Annotated in this window: 20 protein-coding genes and 2 rRNA genes; 21 read left to right on the top strand and 1 reads right to left on the bottom strand. The window is 42.5% G+C overall.

Translation table 11 applies throughout. From position 1 onward, the window contains the following. Window positions 1–52 precede the first annotated feature (52 nt). The 15 genes from KFQ09_RS09510 (at window position 53) to rsmI (ending at window position 12,469) form a co-directional block, all read left to right on the top strand. A 23S ribosomal RNA gene (locus KFQ09_RS09510) occupies window positions 53–2,983 on the top strand. A 61-nt stretch (window positions 2,984–3,044) separates the two neighbouring features. Then, window positions 3,045–3,160: ribosomal RNA gene (gene rrf, locus KFQ09_RS09505) — 5S ribosomal RNA — on the top strand. Window positions 3,161–3,330: 170 nt separating this feature from the next. Next, window positions 3,331–3,522: a sigma factor G inhibitor Gin gene (locus tag KFQ09_RS09500; protein WP_060831988.1), complete on the top strand. Its 192-nt coding sequence runs from the start codon at window positions 3,331–3,333 to the stop codon at window positions 3,520–3,522. Window positions 3,523–3,650: 128 nt separating this feature from the next. Next, window positions 3,651–4,265 (top strand): 5-bromo-4-chloroindolyl phosphate hydrolysis family protein, encoded by a 615-nt coding sequence (locus tag KFQ09_RS09495; protein ID WP_039170309.1) that lies wholly within the window; start codon window positions 3,651–3,653, stop codon window positions 4,263–4,265. Between the two features lie 21 nt (window positions 4,266–4,286). Continuing rightward, the gene (locus KFQ09_RS09490; protein ID WP_060831989.1) at window positions 4,287–5,348 is read left to right on the top strand and encodes a toxic anion resistance protein; all 1,062 of its coding nucleotides are present in this window, start codon (window positions 4,287–4,289) and stop codon (window positions 5,346–5,348) included. Window positions 5,349–5,425: 77 nt separating this feature from the next. Beyond that, window positions 5,426–6,832: an aminotransferase class I/II-fold pyridoxal phosphate-dependent enzyme gene (locus KFQ09_RS09485; RefSeq protein ID WP_035704076.1), complete on the top strand. Its 1,407-nt coding sequence runs from the start codon at window positions 5,426–5,428 to the stop codon at window positions 6,830–6,832. Beyond that, window positions 6,829–7,467 carry a dTMP kinase gene (tmk, locus tag KFQ09_RS09480; protein WP_041091583.1) on the top strand — a complete coding sequence of 213 codons (639 nt, stop codon included), beginning with the start codon at window positions 6,829–6,831 and terminating at the stop codon, window positions 7,465–7,467. The genes KFQ09_RS09485 and tmk overlap by 4 nt, the downstream gene beginning before the upstream one ends. 79 nt (window positions 7,468–7,546) lie before the next feature. Next, window positions 7,547–7,876, top strand: a complete 330-nt coding sequence (locus KFQ09_RS09475; RefSeq protein WP_012008640.1) for a cyclic-di-AMP receptor — start codon at window positions 7,547–7,549, stop codon at window positions 7,874–7,876. A gap of 12 nt (window positions 7,877–7,888) precedes the next feature. After that, window positions 7,889–8,329, top strand: coding sequence for a YaaR family protein (locus tag KFQ09_RS09470; protein ID WP_008341898.1), 441 nt, complete (start codon window positions 7,889–7,891; stop codon window positions 8,327–8,329). Window positions 8,330–8,340: 11 nt separating this feature from the next. Continuing rightward, window positions 8,341–9,330, top strand: a complete 990-nt coding sequence (gene holB / locus KFQ09_RS09465; protein WP_017359329.1) for a DNA polymerase III subunit delta' — start codon at window positions 8,341–8,343, stop codon at window positions 9,328–9,330. A gap of 2 nt (window positions 9,331–9,332) precedes the next feature. Beyond that, the gene (locus KFQ09_RS09460) at window positions 9,333–10,160 is read left to right on the top strand and encodes a competence/sporulation regulator complex protein RicT (RefSeq protein WP_007496230.1); all 828 of its coding nucleotides are present in this window, start codon (window positions 9,333–9,335) and stop codon (window positions 10,158–10,160) included. 14 nt (window positions 10,161–10,174) lie between these two features. After that, a complete protein-coding gene (gene yabA / locus KFQ09_RS09455; RefSeq protein WP_007496228.1) occupies window positions 10,175–10,528 on the top strand; it encodes a DNA replication initiation control protein YabA in 354 nt (117 codons plus the stop codon). Between the two features lie 55 nt (window positions 10,529–10,583). Then, a complete protein-coding gene (locus KFQ09_RS09450) occupies window positions 10,584–11,327 on the top strand; it encodes a tRNA1(Val) (adenine(37)-N6)-methyltransferase (protein ID WP_046527641.1) in 744 nt (247 codons plus the stop codon). Then, entirely contained in the window at window positions 11,314–11,613 is a 300-nt protein-coding gene (locus KFQ09_RS09445; RefSeq protein ID WP_017359327.1) for a GIY-YIG nuclease family protein, read from the top strand. The genes KFQ09_RS09450 and KFQ09_RS09445 overlap by 14 nt, the downstream gene beginning before the upstream one ends. Then, window positions 11,588–12,469, top strand: coding sequence for a 16S rRNA (cytidine(1402)-2'-O)-methyltransferase (rsmI, locus tag KFQ09_RS09440; RefSeq protein ID WP_008341890.1), 882 nt, complete (start codon window positions 11,588–11,590; stop codon window positions 12,467–12,469). The genes KFQ09_RS09445 and rsmI overlap by 26 nt, the downstream gene beginning before the upstream one ends. A gap of 44 nt (window positions 12,470–12,513) precedes the next feature. On the opposite strand, the gene KFQ09_RS09435 is transcribed toward rsmI, so the two are convergent. After that, window positions 12,514–12,804 carry a transition state genes transcriptional regulator AbrB gene (locus tag KFQ09_RS09435; protein ID WP_087975202.1) on the bottom strand — a complete coding sequence of 97 codons (291 nt, stop codon included), beginning with the start codon at window positions 12,802–12,804 and terminating at the stop codon, window positions 12,514–12,516. 519 nt (window positions 12,805–13,323) lie between these two features. Between KFQ09_RS09435 and metG the strand changes: the two genes are divergently transcribed. The 6 genes from metG to yabG all read left to right on the top strand — a co-directional run bounded on the left by metG (window position 13,324) and on the right by yabG (window position 20,384). Beyond that, window positions 13,324–15,324, top strand: coding sequence for a methionine--tRNA ligase (gene metG / locus KFQ09_RS09430; RefSeq protein ID WP_035704074.1), 2,001 nt, complete (start codon window positions 13,324–13,326; stop codon window positions 15,322–15,324). An 81-nt stretch (window positions 15,325–15,405) separates the two neighbouring features. Next, window positions 15,406–16,173 carry a TatD family hydrolase gene (locus tag KFQ09_RS09425; protein WP_017359325.1) on the top strand — a complete coding sequence of 256 codons (768 nt, stop codon included), beginning with the start codon at window positions 15,406–15,408 and terminating at the stop codon, window positions 16,171–16,173. Between the two features lie 244 nt (window positions 16,174–16,417). Further along, window positions 16,418–17,620: a G5 and 3D domain-containing protein gene (locus tag KFQ09_RS09420; RefSeq protein WP_060831990.1), complete on the top strand. Its 1,203-nt coding sequence runs from the start codon at window positions 16,418–16,420 to the stop codon at window positions 17,618–17,620. A gap of 160 nt (window positions 17,621–17,780) precedes the next feature. Next, entirely contained in the window at window positions 17,781–18,341 is a 561-nt protein-coding gene (gene rnmV / locus KFQ09_RS09415) for a ribonuclease M5 (protein ID WP_008341876.1), read from the top strand. After that, a complete protein-coding gene (gene rsmA, locus KFQ09_RS09410; protein ID WP_008341873.1) occupies window positions 18,334–19,212 on the top strand; it encodes a 16S rRNA (adenine(1518)-N(6)/adenine(1519)-N(6))-dimethyltransferase RsmA in 879 nt (292 codons plus the stop codon). The genes rnmV and rsmA overlap by 8 nt, the downstream gene beginning before the upstream one ends. 287 nt (window positions 19,213–19,499) lie before the next feature. Further along, window positions 19,500–20,384: a sporulation peptidase YabG gene (gene yabG / locus KFQ09_RS09405; RefSeq protein WP_007496216.1), complete on the top strand. Its 885-nt coding sequence runs from the start codon at window positions 19,500–19,502 to the stop codon at window positions 20,382–20,384. Window positions 20,385–20,576 lie beyond the last annotated feature (192 nt).

Genomic DNA, 20,576 nt, shown 5'->3' with positions numbered 1-20,576 from the left:
GAATGCAATGCAAAGTTCATCACACATAGTGATTCTTTCTAAAGTAAGAAATGGTTAAGTTAGAAAGGGCGCACGGTGGATGCCTTGGCACTAGGAGCCGATGAAGGACGGGACGAACACCGATATGCTTCGGGGAGCTGTAAGCAAGCTTTGATCCGGAGATTTCCGAATGGGGAAACCCACTGCTCGTAATGGAGTAGTATCCATACTTGAATACATAGAGTATGAGAAGGCATACCCGGGGAACTGAAACATCTAAGTACCCGGAGGAAGAGAAAGCAAATGCGATTCCCTGAGTAGCGGCGAGCGAAACGGGAACAGCCCAAACCAAGAGGCTTGCCTCTTGGGGTTGTAGGACACTCTATACGGAGTTACAAAGGAACGATATAAGCGAAGAGGTCTGGAAAGGCCCGCCAAAGAAGGTAACAGCCCTGTAACTGAAATGTTGTTCTCTCCAGAGTGGATCCTGAGTACGGCGGAACACGTGAAATTCCGTCGGAATCCGGGAGGACCATCTCCCAAGGCTAAATACTCCCTAGTGACCGATAGTGAACCAGTACCGTGAGGGAAAGGTGAAAAGCACCCCGGAAGGGGAGTGAAATAGATCCTGAAACCGTGTGCCTACAAGTAGTCAGAGCCCGTTAACGGGTGATGGCGTGCCTTTTGTAGAATGAACCGGCGAGTTACGATCCCGTGCAAGGTTAAGCAGAAGATGCGGAGCCGCAGCGAAAGCGAGTCTGAATAGGGCGCATGAGTACGTGGTCGTAGACCCGAAACCAGGTGATCTACCCATGTCCAGGGTGAAGTTCAGGTAACACTGAATGGAGGCCCGAACCCACGCACGTTGAAAAGTGCGGGGATGAGGTGTGGGTAGGGGTGAAATGCCAATCGAACCTGGAGATAGCTGGTTCTCTCCGAAATAGCTTTAGGGCTAGCCTCAAGGTAAGAGTCTCGGAGGTAGAGCACTGATTGGACTAGGGGCCCCTACCGGGTTACCGAATTCAGTCAAACTCCGAATGCCGATGACTTATCCTTGGGAGTCAGACTGCGAGTGATAAGATCCGTAGTCGAAAGGGAAACAGCCCAGACCGCCAGCTAAGGTCCCAAAGTATACGTTAAGTGGAAAAGGATGTGGAGTTGCTTAGACAACCAGGATGTTGGCTTAGAAGCAGCCACCATTTAAAGAGTGCGTAATAGCTCACTGGTCGAGTGACTCTGCGCCGAAAATGTACCGGGGCTAAACGTATCACCGAAGCTGCGGACTGTTCTTACGAACAGTGGTAGGAGAGCGTTCTAAGTGCAGTGAAGTCAGACCGGAAGGACTGGTGGAGCGCTTAGAAGTGAGAATGCCGGTATGAGTAGCGAAAGACGGGTGAGAATCCCGTCCACCGAATGCCTAAGGTTTCCTGAGGAAGGCTCGTCCGCTCAGGGTTAGTCGGGACCTAAGCCGAGGCCGAAAGGCGTAGGCGATGGACAACAGGTTGATATTCCTGTACCACCTCCTCACCATTTGAGCAATGGGGGGACGCAGGAGGATAGGGTAAGCGCGGTATTGGATATCCGCGTCCAAGCAGTTAGGCTGGGAAATAGGCAAATCCGTTTCCCGTGAAGGCTGAGCTGTGATGGCGAGCGAAATTTAGTAGCGAAGTTCCTGATTCCACACTGCCAAGAAAAGCCTCTAGCGAGGTGAGAGGTGCCCGTACCGCAAACCGACACAGGTAGGCGAGGAGAGAATCCTAAGGTGATCGAGAGAACTCTCGTTAAGGAACTCGGCAAAATGACCCCGTAACTTCGGGAGAAGGGGTGCTTCTTAGGGTGTTAAAGCCCCGAGAAGCCGCAGTGAATAGGCCCAGGCGACTGTTTAGCAAAAACACAGGTCTCTGCGAAGCCGTAAGGCGAAGTATAGGGGCTGACGCCTGCCCGGTGCTGGAAGGTTAAGAGGAGCGCTTAGCGTAAGCGAAGGTGCGAATTGAAGCCCCAGTAAACGGCGGCCGTAACTATAACGGTCCTAAGGTAGCGAAATTCCTTGTCGGGTAAGTTCCGACCCGCACGAAAGGCGCAACGATCTGGGCACTGTCTCAACGAGAGACTCGGTGAAATTATAGTACCTGTGAAGATGCAGGTTACCCGCGACAGGACGGAAAGACCCCGTGGAGCTTTACTGCAGCCTGATATTGAATGTTGGTACAGCTTGTACAGGATAGGTAGGAGCCTTGGAAACCGGAGCGCTAGCTTCGGTGGAGGCATCGGTGGGATACTACCCTGGCTGTATTGACCTTCTAACCCGCTGCCCTTATCGGGCAGGGAGACAGTGTCAGGTGGGCAGTTTGACTGGGGCGGTCGCCTCCTAAAATGTAACGGAGGCGCCCAAAGGTTCCCTCAGAATGGTTGGAAATCATTCGCAGAGTGTAAAGGCACAAGGGAGCTTGACTGCGAGACCTACAAGTCGAGCAGGGACGAAAGTCGGGCTTAGTGATCCGGTGGTTCCGCATGGAAGGGCCATCGCTCAACGGATAAAAGCTACCCCGGGGATAACAGGCTTATCTCCCCCAAGAGTCCACATCGACGGGGAGGTTTGGCACCTCGATGTCGGCTCATCGCATCCTGGGGCTGTAGTCGGTCCCAAGGGTTGGGCTGTTCGCCCATTAAAGCGGTACGCGAGCTGGGTTCAGAACGTCGTGAGACAGTTCGGTCCCTATCCGTCGCGGGCGCAGGAAATTTGAGAGGAGCTGTCCTTAGTACGAGAGGACCGGGATGGACGCACCGCTGGTGTACCAGTTGTTCTGCCAAGGGCATCGCTGGGTAGCTATGTGCGGACGGGATAAGTGCTGAAAGCATCTAAGCATGAAGCCCCCCTCAAGATGAGATTTCCCATTCCGCAAGGAAGTAAGATCCCTGAAAGATGATCAGGTTGATAGGTCTGAGGTGGAAGCGTGGTGACACGTGGAGCTGACAGATACTAATAGATCGAGGACTTAACCTATATTCTAATGTGAAAAATGAACGTTGTTATCTAGTTTTGAGAGAACATTCTCTCCATCAGGTTTGGTGGCGATAGCGAAGAGGTCACACCCGTTCCCATACCGAACACGGAAGTTAAGCTCTTCAGCGCCGATGGTAGTTGGGGGTTTCCCCCTGTGAGAGTAGGACGCCGCCAAGCTTTTCAAAGGATCAGTTCCAATCGGAACTGGTCTTTTTTGTATTTTAAAAAAGGAACAAACACTCGATCTGGCATGGATACATATACTAAACTATCATCTGAAACATTCTTAATTTTGTATACAATTGAAAGCGCTAGGGCATACTGAAGCTATAAGTGGAGGTGTCACAATGAGCAAAAAAGAGCGAGAAGCAATTTGTTTGATTTGTGAAGAGAAAAAAACAAAGGGAATTTATTTATATCATCAGTTTTTATGTCGAGATTGTGAACAGAAGTTAATTTCTACATCAACCTCGGATCCTAGTTATGCTGATTATGTAAGAAAGCTTAAAAATCTTCATACGCCGCCTTTGTATTCATAGACCATTAGATGGTCTTTTTTTATGGGCAATCGGGGATTGGACCTGTTTTTTGGAACTTAGTTTGGACATCAACCGTAATAAATAATAAGATAAACAGAGAGCCTGATTATTCATAGGAGTCGATGAACATGAAATCAATTTTTTACACATTTGTATGGGCCGTTCTTTCTACTCTTTTTTCGCTGGTGATTTTAACTGTCAGTATTGGTGTTTTCCATCATCATGTTGGATTGTCGATACTGTATGCGATGATTGGGTGGGGTGTGATGTTTGCAGGAAGCCGATGGGCTGCCTTCCAGTTGTTTTTGAAGAAACACGGACTGTCTCGCAGTGATTATGTATATATTAAACAGCACTTAAAAGAAGCCGCGCAAAAGCTGGTTCGTTTGAAGAAAGCTTTATTTGCTGTGAAGAACGTACAGACGATCAAGCATAATTATGAAATTCTCCGGCTTGCACGACGCATCTATACGATAACAAAAAAGGAACCGAACCGGTTTTATGATGCACAGCGGTTTTATTTTGAGAGTTTGGATTCTGTTGTTGAATTAACTGAGAAATATGCACTGCTGTATAATCAGCCGAATCGTAGCCATGAGCTTGAAATGACATTAAGCCAAACTCGAGTCACGCTGACTGAACTGCAAAAGCAATTAACGAATGATTTACAGCAAGTTTTAGGAAGAGATATAGAAGCACTTCATATTGAACTTGAAGTGGCCGATAAAATGATTAAAAAATAGATATGAAAGGAGTCAAACTCGATGAAACCAGAAGATCCAGTCATACCACCAGCCCCATCTACTACAGATCTTCCGTTTCGGGTGTTTGATACCTTATCTGATGAGGAAAAGCAGGAGGCGCTACAGCGAGCTGAGAAGATCCCTGACCATCCACAAAAACTGCTTTTCTATGGCACGCGTGTGCAGGAACGATTGTTAGAACAATCAAAACAAATGATGCAATATGTGGAGAAAAAAGATATTGACCAAATCGGAGACGTTCTAGAAGCTTTTTTACAGCAACTGCATTTAGTGGAGCCAGAGGATTTATTGCCAAAGAAGCGAGGCTTTTTTTTAAGGTTGTTTCAGCGAGAAAAGCGTTCAACTCAGGAGATCATATCTCGTTTTAAACAAGCAGAAGCACAGATAGAGAGATTGTCAGCAAGGCTTCGTTACGCCAGAGGCGTGCTAATTTCGGACCATAAGTTATTGGAGCGTTTATTTGAAGAAAATCAATCATACTTTCAAGAGATGACGTTACAGGTTGCAGCAGTTGAAGCAAAATTGTCGCTGTTAGAGCAACATGCCCTAACAGAATCACAGTCACATGATCGGACATTAGAGGAACAATTGATGAGTCGGGAAGTCGATGAAGAAGAATATATGGAGAGATTAAAAGAACGGAAGTATGATTTGTTGTTGAGCCGTCAAATCGCACTGCAATGTAATGCCCAAATTCGAATGATTCAGCATACAAACCATACATTAGCCAATCATATTCAATCAACTGTTTCCGCATCAATTCCTTTATGGATCAACCAAATGTCGATTGCGTTCACTCATATTCAGCAGCGAGCCAATTCAGCGCTTGAGCAGCGTATCCAGCAAACATATGAACAGGTATCGAAGCAGCAAGGACAGCTGCTTGAAGATGCATCCTTAACGCCTATAGATACGTTGAAAAAGGTTCAGCGCCAATTGGCCGAAACATTGCAGGAAACGTTGCAGGTAAAAGAACATGGGAGCCAAGAACGAGCTCAATTAAAAAGTAGCATGCATGAGGCAGAGCAGAAGCTGGTGAATCATAAACCAATAAAGGAATGAGAATCCATCTTTCAGTTCACTTGTTTGAACGTTATAATAGATATAAGATATCGTTTAAGTGAAAAGGGTCGATTTGTTTGAAAACACCTTTATATACAGCATTATCACAACATGCGGAAAAGAAGCCCTATTCTTTTCACGTTCCGGGACATCACAATGGAGATGTCTTTTTTGATGAGGCACGGTCCTATTATGCATCCATTCTTCAGCTGGATGTGACAGAACTTGAAGGTCTAGATGATCTTCACCATCCGACTGGGGTGATTCAAGAGGCAGAGGATTTATTGGCAAAGCTATATGGAGCTAAACAAAGTTTTTTCCTTGTGAATGGCACAACCGTTGGCAATTTGGCAATGGTGATGTCTGCGTGTCAGGCTGGGGAGGGCATTTTCGTTCAGCGAAATTGTCATAAGTCTGTGTTCCATGCGATTGAGCTTGCGGGAGCGACGCCTATTATGTTAGAAACTGAGAGTGATCCGTACTTGCACGTCCCAACTCATGTGACGGAGGAAACAGTCAAACAAGCTATGGCGACACATCCTAACTGCCGGGCAATCGTTTTGACATATCCGAACTACTACGGACATGCAGCGGATTTATCAGGGCTCATTCAAATGTGTCATGAAGCTGGCATCATTGTATTAGTTGATGAGGCACATGGTGCTCATTTTGTATTAGGCGGTGCCTTTCCTCCATCTGCCCTTTCCTATGGAGCAGACGTGGTGGTACAATCAGCACATAAAACCCTTCCGGCAATGACGATGGGGTCTTATCTTCATCTTCAAGGAGACCGAATTGATGTGAAGCGGATAAAGACGTTATTAACGATGCTTCAAAGCAGTTCACCTTCCTATCCAATTATGGCTTCGTTAGATGTGGCGAGAGCTTATGTGGAGGAGTTGAAGGGAAAAGGGTTAATGGACGAAATCATGAGAGACTTGGCAAATCTGAAAGCACAGTTCAATATGATCTCCAATCTCGAAGTGGTTGAGTCTGACTCTTTACCTATGGATCCATTAAAATGTGTCATTCGTTCAACAAAAGGGCTGACAGGCTATGAACTAAAAAAGGTGCTTGAGTCGGTGGAGGTTCACCCAGAACTTGCGGATGAACATCAAGTCTTACTCGTTTTTGGTCTAGGACAGACAAAGGACGTTCCTTTTACAGCTATAGAGCAAGCTCTTCAGCAAAGTGATTCATTGCTTATAAAAAAAGAGCCTCAAACGGGATCGCTCTTCTTAGAGCACGATCAGCAAAAGCGAGATGTAGAAGCTGTTCCATTCGAAAAAGCAGCTGGCCGGATTAGTGCAGAATCGGTCATTCCCTATCCGCCTGGCATTCCTTTGATGATCAAAGGAGAACCTATTGAATCAGATCAAGTTGAGACGTTAAGCCGTTTGCTTGGGCATCAAGTTCATGTGCAAGCAAGTCAGGTGATTCACCAGAGAAAATTATATGTTTATATAGAAGAGGAGACACTATGAGCGGTATGTTTATTACGTTTGAAGGGCCAGAGGGTGCTGGAAAAACGACAGTGATTCGAAAAGTGTACGAAGAAATGGAACGTCAAGGCTATGCAGTGATGGCGACACGTGAGCCCGGAGGCATTGATATTGCAGAGCAAATTCGTGAAGTCATTTTAAATGAAAAAAATACAAAAATGGACGCAAAAACAGAGGCATTGCTTTATGCAGCAGCTAGAAGGCAGCATTTGGCTGAGAAAGTAGAACCGGCATTGAAGCGGGGGGAAACTGTTTTATGTGATCGTTTTGTCGACAGCTCCCTTGCTTATCAGGGCTATGCGAGAGGGCTTGGGATTGAAGAAGTCAAATCCATTAATGATTTTGCCATTAATGGCACGATGCCGCAAATGACCATTTACTTTTCCATTACACCAGAGGAAGGTCTAAAGCGAATTGATGCCAATCAAGGAAGAGAAAAAAATCGATTAGACATGGAAACACTGAATTTTCATCAAATGGTCAGAGAAGGATATGAGCAGCTTATTGCGCAATCACCAGAACGATTCCGTGTAGTAGATGCGTCTCAGCCTGTTCAGGATGTCTTTAATGAAGTGTTTCAGCTGATTCAGGACACATTAAAGAAAAATCAAATATGACCTCATTCCCAATCGTTGTTATAATATAGAGGAAGACATCGGCATGTCACCTGTGCCTAAAATGAAGGAGGCCAATCAAATGAAATTAATTGTTGCCGTTGTACAGGATCAAGATAGCAGCAAGTTATTGAAAATATTGACCGAACATCAATTCGGCGTGACAAAATTAGCTTCGACTGGTGGATTTCTAAAGTCTGGGAATACGACTTTTATCATTGGTTGTGATGATGTCCGAGTGGATAAAGCGTTACAGCTAATCAAGGAAAATTGCCGTAAACGTGATCAAATGATCGCGCCTGTATCACCAATGGGTGGAAATGCAGATTCATATGTACCATACCCTGTTGAGGTTGAAGTTGGTGGAGCTACCGTCTTTATTCTGCCAGTTGAACAATTTCATCAATTTTAAGGATGGGTTGCTGTGAAAATTAATCAAGATATGCGGCTGCTTTTAGAAAAGCGCGAACTTCAAGCGATGAAAGGAAGCCAAACTTCAGCATCGTTTAAATCATCGATGGAGACACAAAGTGGTAAAATGCGTTTAGAGCAGCTGACAGTCATGCTGAGCGATATCGAAGTCTTCGGCAAGAAACTGACAAAGTCACGAAACCTTAAAGATTTGGCTAGGTTTAAAGGACTTGTGAAACGCTTTGTAAAAGAAACAGTCGATAATGGATTAAATATAGAGACATCAAGGAGCTTTGACATTTATGGCAACACGAGAACACTCGCTTTAGTCAAAGCATTAGATGAAAAGCTGATTGAGTTAACAGAGGATATGATGAATCAAGAGAAACCCTCGATTGATTTGCTTGAACGTATTGGAGAAATAAAAGGTTTATTGATTAACCTTTACACATAGAGAGTGATAACATGGCAATTAGCTGGGATGACATGAATGATTTACAGCCGCGCGTCATGCGGCTGATTTTTAATAGTATTGATAAAGACCGACTGGCTCATGCTTACTTATTTGAAGGAAAAAAAGGGACCGGAAAGCTAGATGCTGCGATGCTTTTAGCGAAGAGCTTTTTTTGTTTGGAAGCAGGAGTGAAACCATGTGAGTCCTGTCAAAACTGCAAAAGAATTCAGTCTGGCAACCATCCAGATTTACATCTAGTGCAGCCTGACGGTCAATCCATTAAGAAGGCGCAAGTGCAGGCTTTGCAGGAGGAATTTACAAAAGCAGGCGTAGAATCGCATCGGAAAATGTATATCATTCTCCATGCGGACAAAATGACGGTCAATGCTGCGAACAGTTTATTAAAGTTCCTAGAGGAGCCCAACCGGGAAACGATGGCAGTTTTAATCACTGAACAATCGCATAAAATGCTGGATACGATTATTTCAAGATGTCAGATGCTTAGCTTTAAGCCGCTGCAGCCGCAATCTTTGGAGCAGCAGCTTTTACAAGAAGGCGTGTCTCAGGATCTTGCAAGGCTTTTGTCGAATTTAACCAATAATTTAGCAGAAGCACTCGAATTAAGTCGAAATGATCAGTTTGCAGAGTCTAGAGCGAAAGTGATAAAATTGTATGAAGTCTTACACCAGCGAAAAGAACATGCATTTTTTTATATACAAGATCAATGGATGCCTTTTTTCAAAGAGAAAGACCTTCAAGAAACTGGTCTTGATATGCTTTTATTTATATATCGTGATGTATTGTCGATTCAAATAGGAAATGAAGATAAAGTCATTTATCAAGACTTATTCCAGACAATGAAGCAGCACGCGCTGCATTCCACACAGCAGATGGTGACGAATCAGATCCTTGCTGTATTAGAAGCGAAAAAGAGACTTCAATCCAACGTGAATGCCCAAGGGCTAATGGAGCAATTGGTGTTGATGTTGCAGGAGGGATAAGCTTGTACAACGTAATTGGTGTTCGCTTTAAAAAAGCGGGCAAAATCTATTATTTCGATCCTAATGGATTTCATATAGAAAATGATAGTTGTGTCATTGTAGAAACAGTCAGAGGTGTTGAGTACGGGCAAGTGGTCATCGCCAATAAAAAAGTAGATGAACACGATGTGGTTCTCCCTTTGCGTAAGGTGATTCGCGTCGCAGACGAACGAGACCGGCTCATCGTTGAGGAGAACAAAGAAGCAGCGATGGCAGCCTTTGACACATGTCTTCAGAAAGTAAGTGAACACGGCCTAGAAATGAAGCTGGTTGATGTCGAATTTACATTCGACCGCAACAAGGTCATCTTCTATTTTACAGCGGATGGCAGAGTAGATTTCCGTGAGCTGGTCAAGGATCTTGCATCTATTTTTAAGACGAGAATTGAACTTCGTCAAATCGGTGTAAGAGACGAGGCAAAAATGCTAGGCGGCATTGGTCCGTGTGGACGTATGCTTTGCTGTTCAACTTTCTTAGGAGATTTTGAACCTGTGTCCATTAAAATGGCAAAAGATCAAAACCTCTCGTTAAACCCTACCAAAATTTCAGGGCTTTGCGGCCGTTTAATGTGCTGCTTGAAATATGAGAATGATGAGTACGAAACAGCAAAAGAACAATTACCGGACATCGGTGAAACGATTCAGACGTCTAATGGCTCTGCAAAGGTAGTAGGGCTTAATATTTTAGAACGAATTTTGCAAGTTGAATTAACCGGGCAAGAAAAAGTGATAGAATATACTTGGGAAGAATTATTACAAGAAGGCGTTGTATCTGCACAAACAACTGAGTAACGAGGTGTGCCACCTTGGATAAAAAGGAACTATTTGATACGGTGATTAATTTAGAAGAACAAATCGGTTCTCTTTATCGCCAGCTAGGTGATTTGAAAAATCATATCGGTGAAGTGATTGAAGAAAATCATCAGCTGCAGATGGAGAATCAGCACTTGCGTGAACGTCTGGATCAATCCGATCGAGATAAATCGTCTGAGGCAGAGCATGATTCTGCCCAGAAGCCAAGTCATTCTGATATAGGAGAAGGTCATGATAACCTAGCTCGTTTATATCAGGAGGGCTTCCATATTTGTAATGTACATTATGGGAGCATTCGGAAAGAGGGAGACTGTTTGTTCTGTCTGTCATTTTTAAATAAAAAATGAGAAAAGGCTTCCGCTGAATCGGGAGCCTTTTTCACAGGAAAAGAAAGGATACATCATGGTTTCGTTAAGAGAAGATGAACGTTTAGACTACTTGCTTGCAGAAGATATGAAAATTATTCAAAGTAAAACGGTGTTCGCCTTTTCATTGGATGCAGTGTTATTAGCAAAATTTGCGTATGTGCCGATTCAAAAAGGGGAGATTATTGATCTTTGTACGGGAAATGGCATCGTTCCATTGCTGCTTTCGACGAGATCTAAAGCCTCTATTACAGGGGTTGAAATTCAAGAACGCCTATATGATATGGCAAAGAGAAGTGTGGCGCATAATCAACTGGAGCAGCAGATTGAGTTGATCCATGGTGATTTAAATGATATGCCTAAACGGTACGGAAACCACAAAGTAGACGTGATTACTTGTAATCCGCCATATTTTAAGACTCCTTCTAAGGATGAAATCAATGAAAATGAGTATTTGGCGATCGCACGTCATGAGATTCATTGTACATTAGAAGATGTCATTCGTGTTTCTTCCACTTTGCTAAAGCAAGGAGGCAAACTGGCAATGGTTCACCGTCCTGGACGGCTGCTTGAGATTGTTGAAATGATGAAGAAATACCGAATTGAGCCAAAACGAATTCAATTTGTATATCCGAAACAAGGAAAAGAAGCGAATACCATTTTAGTGGAAGGCATGAAAGATGGAAAGCCGGATTTGAAAATTCTCCCGCCGCTTTTTGTTTATGGAGAAGACCAAGAGTATACAAAAGAAATCAGGACGATACTGTATGGAGAAGCATAGTCATTATTTCTATGTATTGAAATGTGCAGATGGTAGTTTGTACGCTGGGTATACAAATGATTTACAAAAAAGGCTGACTGCCCATAATAGTGGGAAGGGTGCAAAGTATACGAGAGCCAGACGACCGGTGGAACTTTATTATCACGAATGTTTTTCAACCAAAAGAGAAGCCATGCAACAGGAATATCGTTTCAAAACGTGGACACGTCGAAAAAAGGACATGTATATAGAAGAAAAGCGAATCAAAAAGGAGGCGGCACATGAAAAAGACACAGAAAAGCTTTGATGGTCAATCAGAAATGGGTATTCTTTATCTCGTACCAACCCCGATTGGAAACTTAGAAGATATGACGTTTCGAGCGATACAAACGTTAAAGGATGTAGACTATATTGCCGCAGAAGATACGAGACAAACGAAAAAGCTTTGTCATGTCTATGAAATTGATACCCCATTAACGAGTTATCATGAACATAACAAAGATAGCAGTGGTCACAAGTTAATCGAATGGTTAAAAGAAGGAAAGAATATTGCACTCGTGAGCGATGCCGGTTTACCGACGATCTCTGATCCAGGAGCCGAAGTGGTTCGAGACTTTACGAACATCGGAGGCTATGTCATTCCGTTACCTGGTGCAAACGCAGCACTTACGGCGCTCATTGCGTCAGGAATCGCACCACAGCCATTTTTCTTTTACGGTTTTCTTGATCGTCAAAAAAAGGAAAAGAAAAAACAGCTGGAAGCATTGAAGAAACGCCAAGAAACAATTATTTTCTATGAAGCGCCCCATCGGTTAAAAGAAACGCTGACTGTGATGAAAGAAGTGTGGGGGAACCGGAATATTGCCATTACGAGAGAACTGACAAAGAAATTTGAAGAGTTTATTCGTGGAGATTTAGAATACGCGCTGACTTGGGTGACAGAACAACAAATCCGTGGTGAGTTCTGTCTCGTCGTACAAGGAAATGATCAGGATGAAGAAGAACTGAATGAAGAAGCTTGGTGGAATTCTTTATCTGAAAAAGAGCACGTGATCCATTACATAGAGGAAGGGTTAACGTCAAAAGAGGCTATTAAACGTACTGCGGTCGAACGTGGTGTGCCAAAGCGGACGATCTATGATGCGTATCATATTGAACAATAAAGAAAGGTTCTTGCAAACGGTGCAAGAACCTTTTTATATAAAACTTATTTTTGTGATTGAAGTTGGTTTTGGATTTCGTTAATGATTTGCTCTGCACCTTCACGGCTAAGAACTAATTTACCATTAGCAAGTTTAAGGTTATCGTCTGATACTTCACCTGTTACTTGGCAAGTCATGTTTGGTTTATATTTTTTTAGGATAATTTTTTCATCGTCAACATAAATTTCCAAAGCGTCTTTTTCTGCGATTCCTAACGTACGGCGAAGCTCGATTGGAATCACCACGCGTCCTAATTCGTCAACTTTACGTACAATACCTGTAGATTTCATCTTCATTCTCCTCCCAAAAAGTTCTTATTCTTAATATAATATTATCTTCGTCATTATTCGACAAATTCCTTACATTCCTAGCATAACAAGGTTTCCATAAATCGTCAATCATTTTGTTTACTATTGTTTGTAAAATATGACTCTTAAAGTCAAAGGACCTTGAAACTACCGGTGTATAAGGATTTTTCAGAATTTATCTATAAAAATATGAAAAATGACGATAACAGATTAACAAGACTTTTGCCCTAATTTAGCCAAATGTAAATCTGGAAATAGATTTCATACGACAATATTCGACAAAATGTCGAGTGGTTTGTCGTTTTTTTCGAAAAACTCATCTTTTTCGTTCATTTCAATCTGTTCTATGTATATATGCTTGATCTTAAAGGCTAAGATGGTATCATAGAGAAAGCACAAGTGCAAAACATAATGAAATGATCTGACACATTTTAATGAAGTATGATGACCGCTCTCGTCCATTGGGCGGGAGTTTTTGACATTTACACACAAGCAGGAGGTTCCGACATGCCGGAAAAGAAAAAAACGTTTTATCTGACTACACCAATTTACTATCCGAGCGGAAAATTACATATTGGACATGCTTATACGACAGTGGCAGGGGATGCCATGGCTCGTTATAAACGTCTGCAAGGCTATGATGTGATGTATTTAACGGGTACTGATGAGCACGGACAAAAAATTCAGCAAAAAGCTGAAGAACAAAATATTACACCGATTGAGTATTTAGATCCGGTCGTTGCTGACATTAAATCATTATGGAAGAAACTCGACATTTCAAACGATGATTTCATTCGTACAACGGAAAAAAGACATACGAAAATCATTGAGCAAGTCTTTCAAAAGCTGCTTGATCAAGGAGATATTTATTTAGATCAATATGAGGGCTGGTACAGTATTCCTGATGAAACATTCTATACGGAAACACAGCTTGTTGATGTTGAGCGAAATGAGAAAGGGGAAGTCATTGGAGGGAAAAGCCCAGACAGTGGACACCCTGTTGAATTGATTAAAGAGGAATCATATTTCTTCCGTATGAGTAAGTATGCTGATCGCTTACTAGACTATTACGAAAAGAACCCGTCGTTCATTCAGCCTGAATCAAGAAAGAATGAAATGATTAATAACTTCATTAAACCGGGGTTAGAGGATTTAGCTGTATCAAGAACAACCTTTGATTGGGGCATTAAAGTACCTAATAATCCGAAGCACGTCATCTATGTATGGATTGATGCGTTATTCAACTACTTAACAGCGATTGGCTACGGAACCGATCAAGATGAAAAATATAAAAAATATTGGCCTGCCAACGTACACCTAGTCGGGAAAGAAATTGTACGATTCCATACAATTTACTGGCCAATTATGCTGATGGCACTTGATCTGCCGTTGCCAAAACAAATTTTTGCACATGGCTGGCTGCTCATGAAAGATGGCAAAATGTCTAAATCAAAAGGGAACGTAGTAGATCCTGTTACGTTAATTGATCGCTATGGTCTTGATGCTCTTCGTTATTATCTGCTACGCGAAGTACCATTTGGTGCAGACGGTGTGTTTACACCAGAAGGATTCGTGGAACGTGTAAACTATGATCTTGCCAATGATTTAGGAAACTTGCTTAATCGTACAGTGGCGATGGTGCAAAAATACTTCGACGGTACATTAAGCAGCTATAAGGGACCAGTCAATGAGTTTGATGAGGAACTAAAAGCTGTAGCTGAACAAACGGTGAAAGCCTATGAAGAAGCGATGGAAAACCTCGAATTCTCAGTGGCTCTTTCAAATGTTTGGACATTAATCAGCAGAACAAATAAATATATTGATCAAACAGCTCCATGGGTGTTAGCAAAGGATGAAACAAAACGAAAAGAACTGCATTCGGTGATGTACCATTTAGCAGAATCACTCCGAATCACAGCTGTGTTGTTAACGCCATTCTTAACAAAAACACCTGAGAAAATCTTCTTCCAGCTTGGAATTGAAGAAGAGAAACTCAAAAGCTGGGAAAGCATTCTTTCTTTCGGTGCGATCCAAAAAGCGACGGTACAAAAAGGTGAGCCATTGTTCCCTCGTTTAGAGGTTGAAGAAGAAGTGGCATACATTAAAGAGAAGATGCAGGGAAGTGCGCCTAAGGTAGAAGAAGAGACAGTTGAAATAGAAGAAACTGAATTACCTGAGCTGGGTGCCGAAATCGCCTTCGATGATTTTTCGAAAGTTGATCTTCGTGTAGCACAAGTATTAGAAGCAGCACCAGTGAAAAAAGCTGATCGTCTCTTAAAGCTTCAGCTTGATTTTGGATTTGAAAAGAGACAAATTGTCTCAGGGATTGCCAAGCATTATCAACCAGAAGAATTGGTAGGGAAGAAGCTCGTCTGCGTAGCGAATCTCACACCAGTTAAACTAAGAGGAGAAATTTCCCAGGGAATGATTTTAACTGGAGAAACTAGTGGTAAATTGCAGGTTCTTGAAGTAGATCAATCTCTAGCAAATGGAACGAAAATTTTATAATTTAACAAAGGTGTTCCACGTGTAACATTTCGTCGAACACCTTTTGTTTTTCAGAAGAATTGTCGAAAGGAGCAATCAACCATGTTATTTGATACACATGCCCACTTAAATGCTGAACAATATAATGAAGACTTAGAGCAGGTGATTGAAAGAGCCAAAAGTGAAAAGGTAGAGAAGATTGTGGTGGTCGGGTTTGATCGTCCAACCATTACGAGAGCGATGGAGCTAATTGAAGCATATGATTTTATGTATGCAGCCATCGGCTGGCATCCTGTTGATGCCATTGATATGACAGATGAAGATTTGGCTTGGATCAAAGAATTATCTCAGCATGAAAAAGTTGTTGCCATTGGAGAAATGGGTCTGGATTACTATTGGGACAAGTCGCCAAAAGATGTGCAAAAAGAAGTCTTTAGACGTCAAATTGCTCTTGCAAAAGAAGTGAATCTGCCAATTATCATTCATAACCGTGACGCTACGGAAGATGTAGTGACGATCTTAAAAGAAGAAGGGGCGGCAGAAGTCGGAGGAATTATGCACTGCTTTACTGGCAGCCTCGAAATTGCAAAAGCGTGTATGGAAATGAACTTTTATATCTCATTCGGTGGACCTGTGACATTTAAAAATGCGAAAAAACCGAAAGAAGTTGTAAAGGATATTCCAAGTGATCGTCTTCTGATTGAGACAGACTGCCCGTATTTAACTCCAGCGCCATTTAGAGGGAAACGAAATGAGCCGAGCTATGTGAAATATATCGCAGAACAAATTGCTGAATTGCGAGAAATAAGCTTTGAAGAGCTTGCTGCATTGACAACAGAAAATGCGAAAAAAGTTTTCCGTATAAACTGACAGTATATGATGTCAATCCTTGTTTAAGCTTGTCCAATTGTGAAACATAACGAAAAAGTTCTACACGTTTGCGCCTCCTCATAGGATAAGTTGTCGATAAGTCTTTCTTCCCTTCCTTCCAAAAATCTCCCATAATAGGTTTACAATCGAGCATTTTTGTACAGTGGGTGGAAGGGTTGACAGGTTTTGAGATACTCTATATAATCTCTCCGAGGAGAAGGAGGCGTTTTTCATCGTACAAAAAATGAAAAATCTGTTTTCTGTCAAGCTAGGAAAAGGCAAGGTTTTATTTCTAGTCACTTGCTTGCTTTTAGCTGGAACTGGGACGGCTTACGGTGCGCATGAGCTCACTAAGCAGTCTATTACCATTTCAATCAATGGCAAAGAGAAGACAATTCGTACACATGAAGAGACAGTAGCACAGCTGCTTTCAGATCTTGGAATAAGGACCAGGGCGGAGGATCATATCTCTCCAAGTCTAAATACAAAGATTCAAGACAACATGAACATTGTGTATGATGCGGCTATACCGGTTCATCTCACCCTAGATGGGAAAGAGAAAACGATATGGACAACAGATCAGACGGTTGGAGCATTATTGAAGAATGAGAAGATAGATATTGGGAAGCACGATCAAGTAACTCCAGGAAAGAATGACAAGATTAAAAAGAATATGGATCTTGTGGTTCAGCAGGCCTTCCAGGTCAGCTTAAACGATGGAGGAAAGGATAAGAAAGTGTGGACCACTTCGACTACGGTCGCTGACTTTTTAAAGCAACAAGAGCTGAAGCTCAAGAAGCACGATAAGATCAAACCTGCGTTACATAGTCACCTTTCTAAAAAAAGCGCAGATGTGAAGATCACTCGGGTGGAAAAAGTCACCGATGTAGTGGAAGAGAAAATTGCTTTTGATACCAAACATAAAAAGGATCGATCTCTTGAAAAAGGAAAAGAGAAGGTGCTTGAAAAAGGTGAAGAAGGTAAATTAAAGAAGCACTATGCCATTGTGAAAGAAAACGGCAAAGTGGTGTCTAAAGAATTAATTAAAGAGGTTACTGCAAAAGACAGTAAGGATCGTTTAGTGGCCGTTGGTACACAAGTGTCCAAGAAGGAACCTAAAGCGTCACCTGCGGTTTCAAGAAGTAATGAATCTTCAGGAAAAGAGTTCTATGTGACGTCTACAGCCTATACAGCGAGCTGTGCTGGATGTACGGGCAGAACGTCTACAGGCTTTAATTTAAAAGCAAATCCAGGTGCAAAGGTCATAGCAGTTGACCCGAGTGTCATTCCGCTGGGCTCTAAAGTGTATGTGGAAGGCTATGGGTATGCCGTTGCATCAGACACTGGATCTGCTATAAAAGGGAATAAAATTGATGTGTTCGTCCCAAGTAAGTCGGCAGCTTATCAATGGGGAAATAAACGAGTGAAAATTAGAGTGCTCAAATAAACACATCAAATCATTTATATGAACAGAGGGCTTTGCGCACCCTCTGTTTTTTTGGTTATAATAGAAGCACTGTTTTCTAATTAATTAGACGCAAAAACAGCATGGAAGGTTTCATTTTTTGACAAAAAAATGTAGATTGTTTTTGCAAGCGGAGGAATACATGAAAATCAAAGAAATCATTGTGGTGGAGGGTCGTGACGACACTGCTAGAGTAAAGATGGCAGTTGATGCAGATACGATTGAAACGAATGGATCTGCCATTGGCGATACAGTCATTCAACAAGTGCGTCTTGCTCAGGAGACGAGGGGGGTTATCATTTTAACTGATCCTGATTTCCCTGGGGAAAAGATCCGTAAAACCATCGCAGAGGCTGTCCCTGGCTGTAAGCACGCCTTTTTACCAAAACACCTTGCGAAAGCGAAGCGGGACAAAGGAATTGGTGTTGAGCATGCTTCCTTGGATAGTATTCGAGAATGCCTTGCTCATGTCCATGAGGAAATGGAAGAATCAGAAAGCGAGATTACGTTAGACGATTTATTTGACGCAGGCCTTATCGGAGGCGAAGCATCAAAACGCCGCCGCGAACGATTAGGTGTGCTTTTAAATATAGGATATACAAATGCGAAGCAGCTGCAAAAGCGTCTTCACATGTTCCAAATAACGAAAGAGGATTTTATTGCGGCCTTAAAGACCGTCATGCAGGAGGAAGCCGATGAATAAAGATATTGCGACGCCCATCAGAACGAAGGAAATACTGAAGAAGTACGGTTTCTCTTTTAAAAAGAGCTTAGGGCAAAACTTTTTAATTGATACGAATATTTTAGATCGCATTGTCGATCATGCAGAGATTACGGATGAGACAGGTGTGATTGAAATTGGCCCTGGTATCGGTGCGTTGACTGAACAGCTCGCTAAACGGGCAAAGAAAGTCACGGCTTTTGAAATCGACCAGCGCCTATTGCCGATTTTAAACGATACGCTTTCTCCATACGATAATGTCACCATTATACATCAAGACGTATTGAAGGCAGATGTAAGAAAGGTGATTGAAGAACAGTTTGCTGACTGTAAAGAAGTAATGGTCGTAGCAAACCTTCCTTACTATGTGACGACACCAATTATTATGAAATTGCTTGAAGAAAACCTTCCATTGAAAGGAATCGTTGTCATGCTGCAAAAAGAAGTAGCAGATCGCATGGCTGCTGTTCCTTCATCAAAAGAATACAACTCTTTGTCGATTGCGGTGCAATTTTATACAGAAGCGAAGACGGTAATGGTTGTGCCGAAAACGGTTTTCGTCCCACAGCCAAATGTGGATTCAGCCGTGATCAAACTAACTGTTCGTGAAACACCTGCGGTCTCAGTAGACAATGATACGTTTTTCTTTCAACTGATTCGTGCGAGTTTTGGCCAGCGCCGGAAGACATTGATGAATAACTTGATGAACAATCTGCCAGATGGCAAGAAACATAAAGCCATCATTGAAGAAGCCCTTGTAACAGCTGAGGTTGATGGGAAACGCCGCGGTGAATCATTGTCAATCGATGAATTTGCCCGTTTGTCCAATGTTTTACACAAAGCCCTTTCATAAGGGCTTTTCAGCGTGTAGACAAACCCTCGCATTCTTTGTCAGTCCTGCGCTCTGGTGCTCACGAATGCCAAATTCGCTCCGCTCCAGTGCTCGTCCTTCCTAGACTGCAAAGGTTTTCTATCACGCTGAAAAGAAGACAAAGCCCTTTCATAAGGGCTTTTTTCTTTTGGTTTTCACCACTTCACCTGTTCAGGCATAGGCTAGAAAGAACAACACACCTGAAAGAAGAACAAGTGTAGCGTAAGACGATACCAACAGGATAAGAGCCTGATTGTGGAGTGAAAAGCATGCAATTTCAAATAGGAGATATGGTGACGAGGGCATCCTATCAGATGGATATTATGTTTCGTATCATTCGAATTGATGAGACAGACCAGCACGAAGCCACCGCCATTTTGCATGGGAATGAAGTGAGGCTGATCGCCGATGCGAAGATGTCAGATTTGGTCTTGATTCAAAAAGAGGAGCAACTGACAAGAGAGAAGGACGATGAACGGAAAATTAACGAATCGCTCGACTTACTCAGGCAAGATTATCAGCTGCTTCGTGAAAAACAAGAGTATTATACGTCTGGACAATATCAGCATCAGGAGCAGTATTTTCATATGCCCGGAAAGGTTCTGCATTTAGATGGAGATGCTTCATACTTAAAGAAATGCTTAGATGTATATGAAAGAATTGGTGTACCTGTGTATGGTGTGCATTGCCACGAGAAGAAAATGCCAAGCATGATTGATTCATTAATTGATCAATACCGGCCTGATATTTTGGTCATCACAGGACATGATGCGTATTCTAAACAAAAGGGCGGTGTACACGATATCGGTGCATATCGTCATTCTCGTCATTTCGTTGAAACGGTTCAAAAGGCAAGAAGGAAGGTTCCGCATTTAGATCAGCTCGTGATCTTTGCAGGTGCCTGCCAATCTCATTTTGAATCATTAATTCAAGCAGGTGCTAATTTTGCAAGCTCACCCTCACGTGTCAACATTCATGCACTTGACCCCGTCTATATTGTTGCCAAGATCAGCTTCACTCCATTTGTAGATCGAATCAACGTGTGGGATGTGCTCCGAAATACACTGACGAGAGAAAAAGGTCTCGGAGGGATTGAAACAAGGGGTGTTTTAAGGGTAGGTATGCCATATAAAAGAGACCATGAATCGACATAACCCGACTGATTTCAGTCTGGTTTTTTTTATGCTCAAAAAGAAATTTCATATGAATACATAATTCACCGGAATTTGAGAAAAATAGGGAGGAGAAAAGGTAGAAGTTTGTCAAAATTATTTTGTTGACAATGGCTCGTGTTGGTTGATATAATTTAATTTTTATTTGACAAAAATGGGCCGTTGTTGTATAAT

The sequence above is a fragment of the Bacillus sp. FS02 genome, assembly GCF_024398395.1.
Classification (GTDB): Bacteria; Bacillota; Bacilli; order Bacillales; family Bacillaceae; genus Bacillus; species Bacillus altitudinis.
This window is presented reverse-complemented; position numbering and strand designations above follow the sequence as displayed.

Coding starts and splice junctions, on each gene's coding strand:
- rsmA (WP_008341873.1), top strand. CDS start 18,334: ATGAATAAAGATATTGCGACGCCCATCAGAACGAAGGAAATACTGAAG.
- KFQ09_RS09495 (WP_039170309.1), top strand. CDS start 3,651: ATGAAATCAATTTTTTACACATTTGTATGGGCCGTTCTTTCTACTCTT.
- KFQ09_RS09450 (WP_046527641.1), top strand. CDS start 10,584: ATGGTTTCGTTAAGAGAAGATGAACGTTTAGACTACTTGCTTGCAGAA.
- KFQ09_RS09475 (WP_012008640.1), top strand. CDS start 7,547: ATGAAATTAATTGTTGCCGTTGTACAGGATCAAGATAGCAGCAAGTTA.
- yabG (WP_007496216.1), top strand. CDS start 19,500: ATGCAATTTCAAATAGGAGATATGGTGACGAGGGCATCCTATCAGATG.
- holB (WP_017359329.1), top strand. CDS start 8,341: ATGGCAATTAGCTGGGATGACATGAATGATTTACAGCCGCGCGTCATG.
- KFQ09_RS09420 (WP_060831990.1), top strand. CDS start 16,418: ATGAAAAATCTGTTTTCTGTCAAGCTAGGAAAAGGCAAGGTTTTATTT.
- metG (WP_035704074.1), top strand. CDS start 13,324: ATGCCGGAAAAGAAAAAAACGTTTTATCTGACTACACCAATTTACTAT.
- KFQ09_RS09425 (WP_017359325.1), top strand. CDS start 15,406: ATGTTATTTGATACACATGCCCACTTAAATGCTGAACAATATAATGAA.
- tmk (WP_041091583.1), top strand. CDS start 6,829: ATGAGCGGTATGTTTATTACGTTTGAAGGGCCAGAGGGTGCTGGAAAA.
- rnmV (WP_008341876.1), top strand. CDS start 17,781: ATGAAAATCAAAGAAATCATTGTGGTGGAGGGTCGTGACGACACTGCT.
- KFQ09_RS09490 (WP_060831989.1), top strand. CDS start 4,287: ATGAAACCAGAAGATCCAGTCATACCACCAGCCCCATCTACTACAGAT.
- KFQ09_RS09445 (WP_017359327.1), top strand. CDS start 11,314: ATGGAGAAGCATAGTCATTATTTCTATGTATTGAAATGTGCAGATGGT.
- KFQ09_RS09500 (WP_060831988.1), top strand. CDS start 3,331: ATGAGCAAAAAAGAGCGAGAAGCAATTTGTTTGATTTGTGAAGAGAAA.
- KFQ09_RS09435 (WP_087975202.1), bottom strand. CDS start 12,804: ATGAAGATGAAATCTACAGGTATTGTACGTAAAGTTGACGAATTAGGA.
- rsmI (WP_008341890.1), top strand. CDS start 11,588: ATGAAAAAGACACAGAAAAGCTTTGATGGTCAATCAGAAATGGGTATT.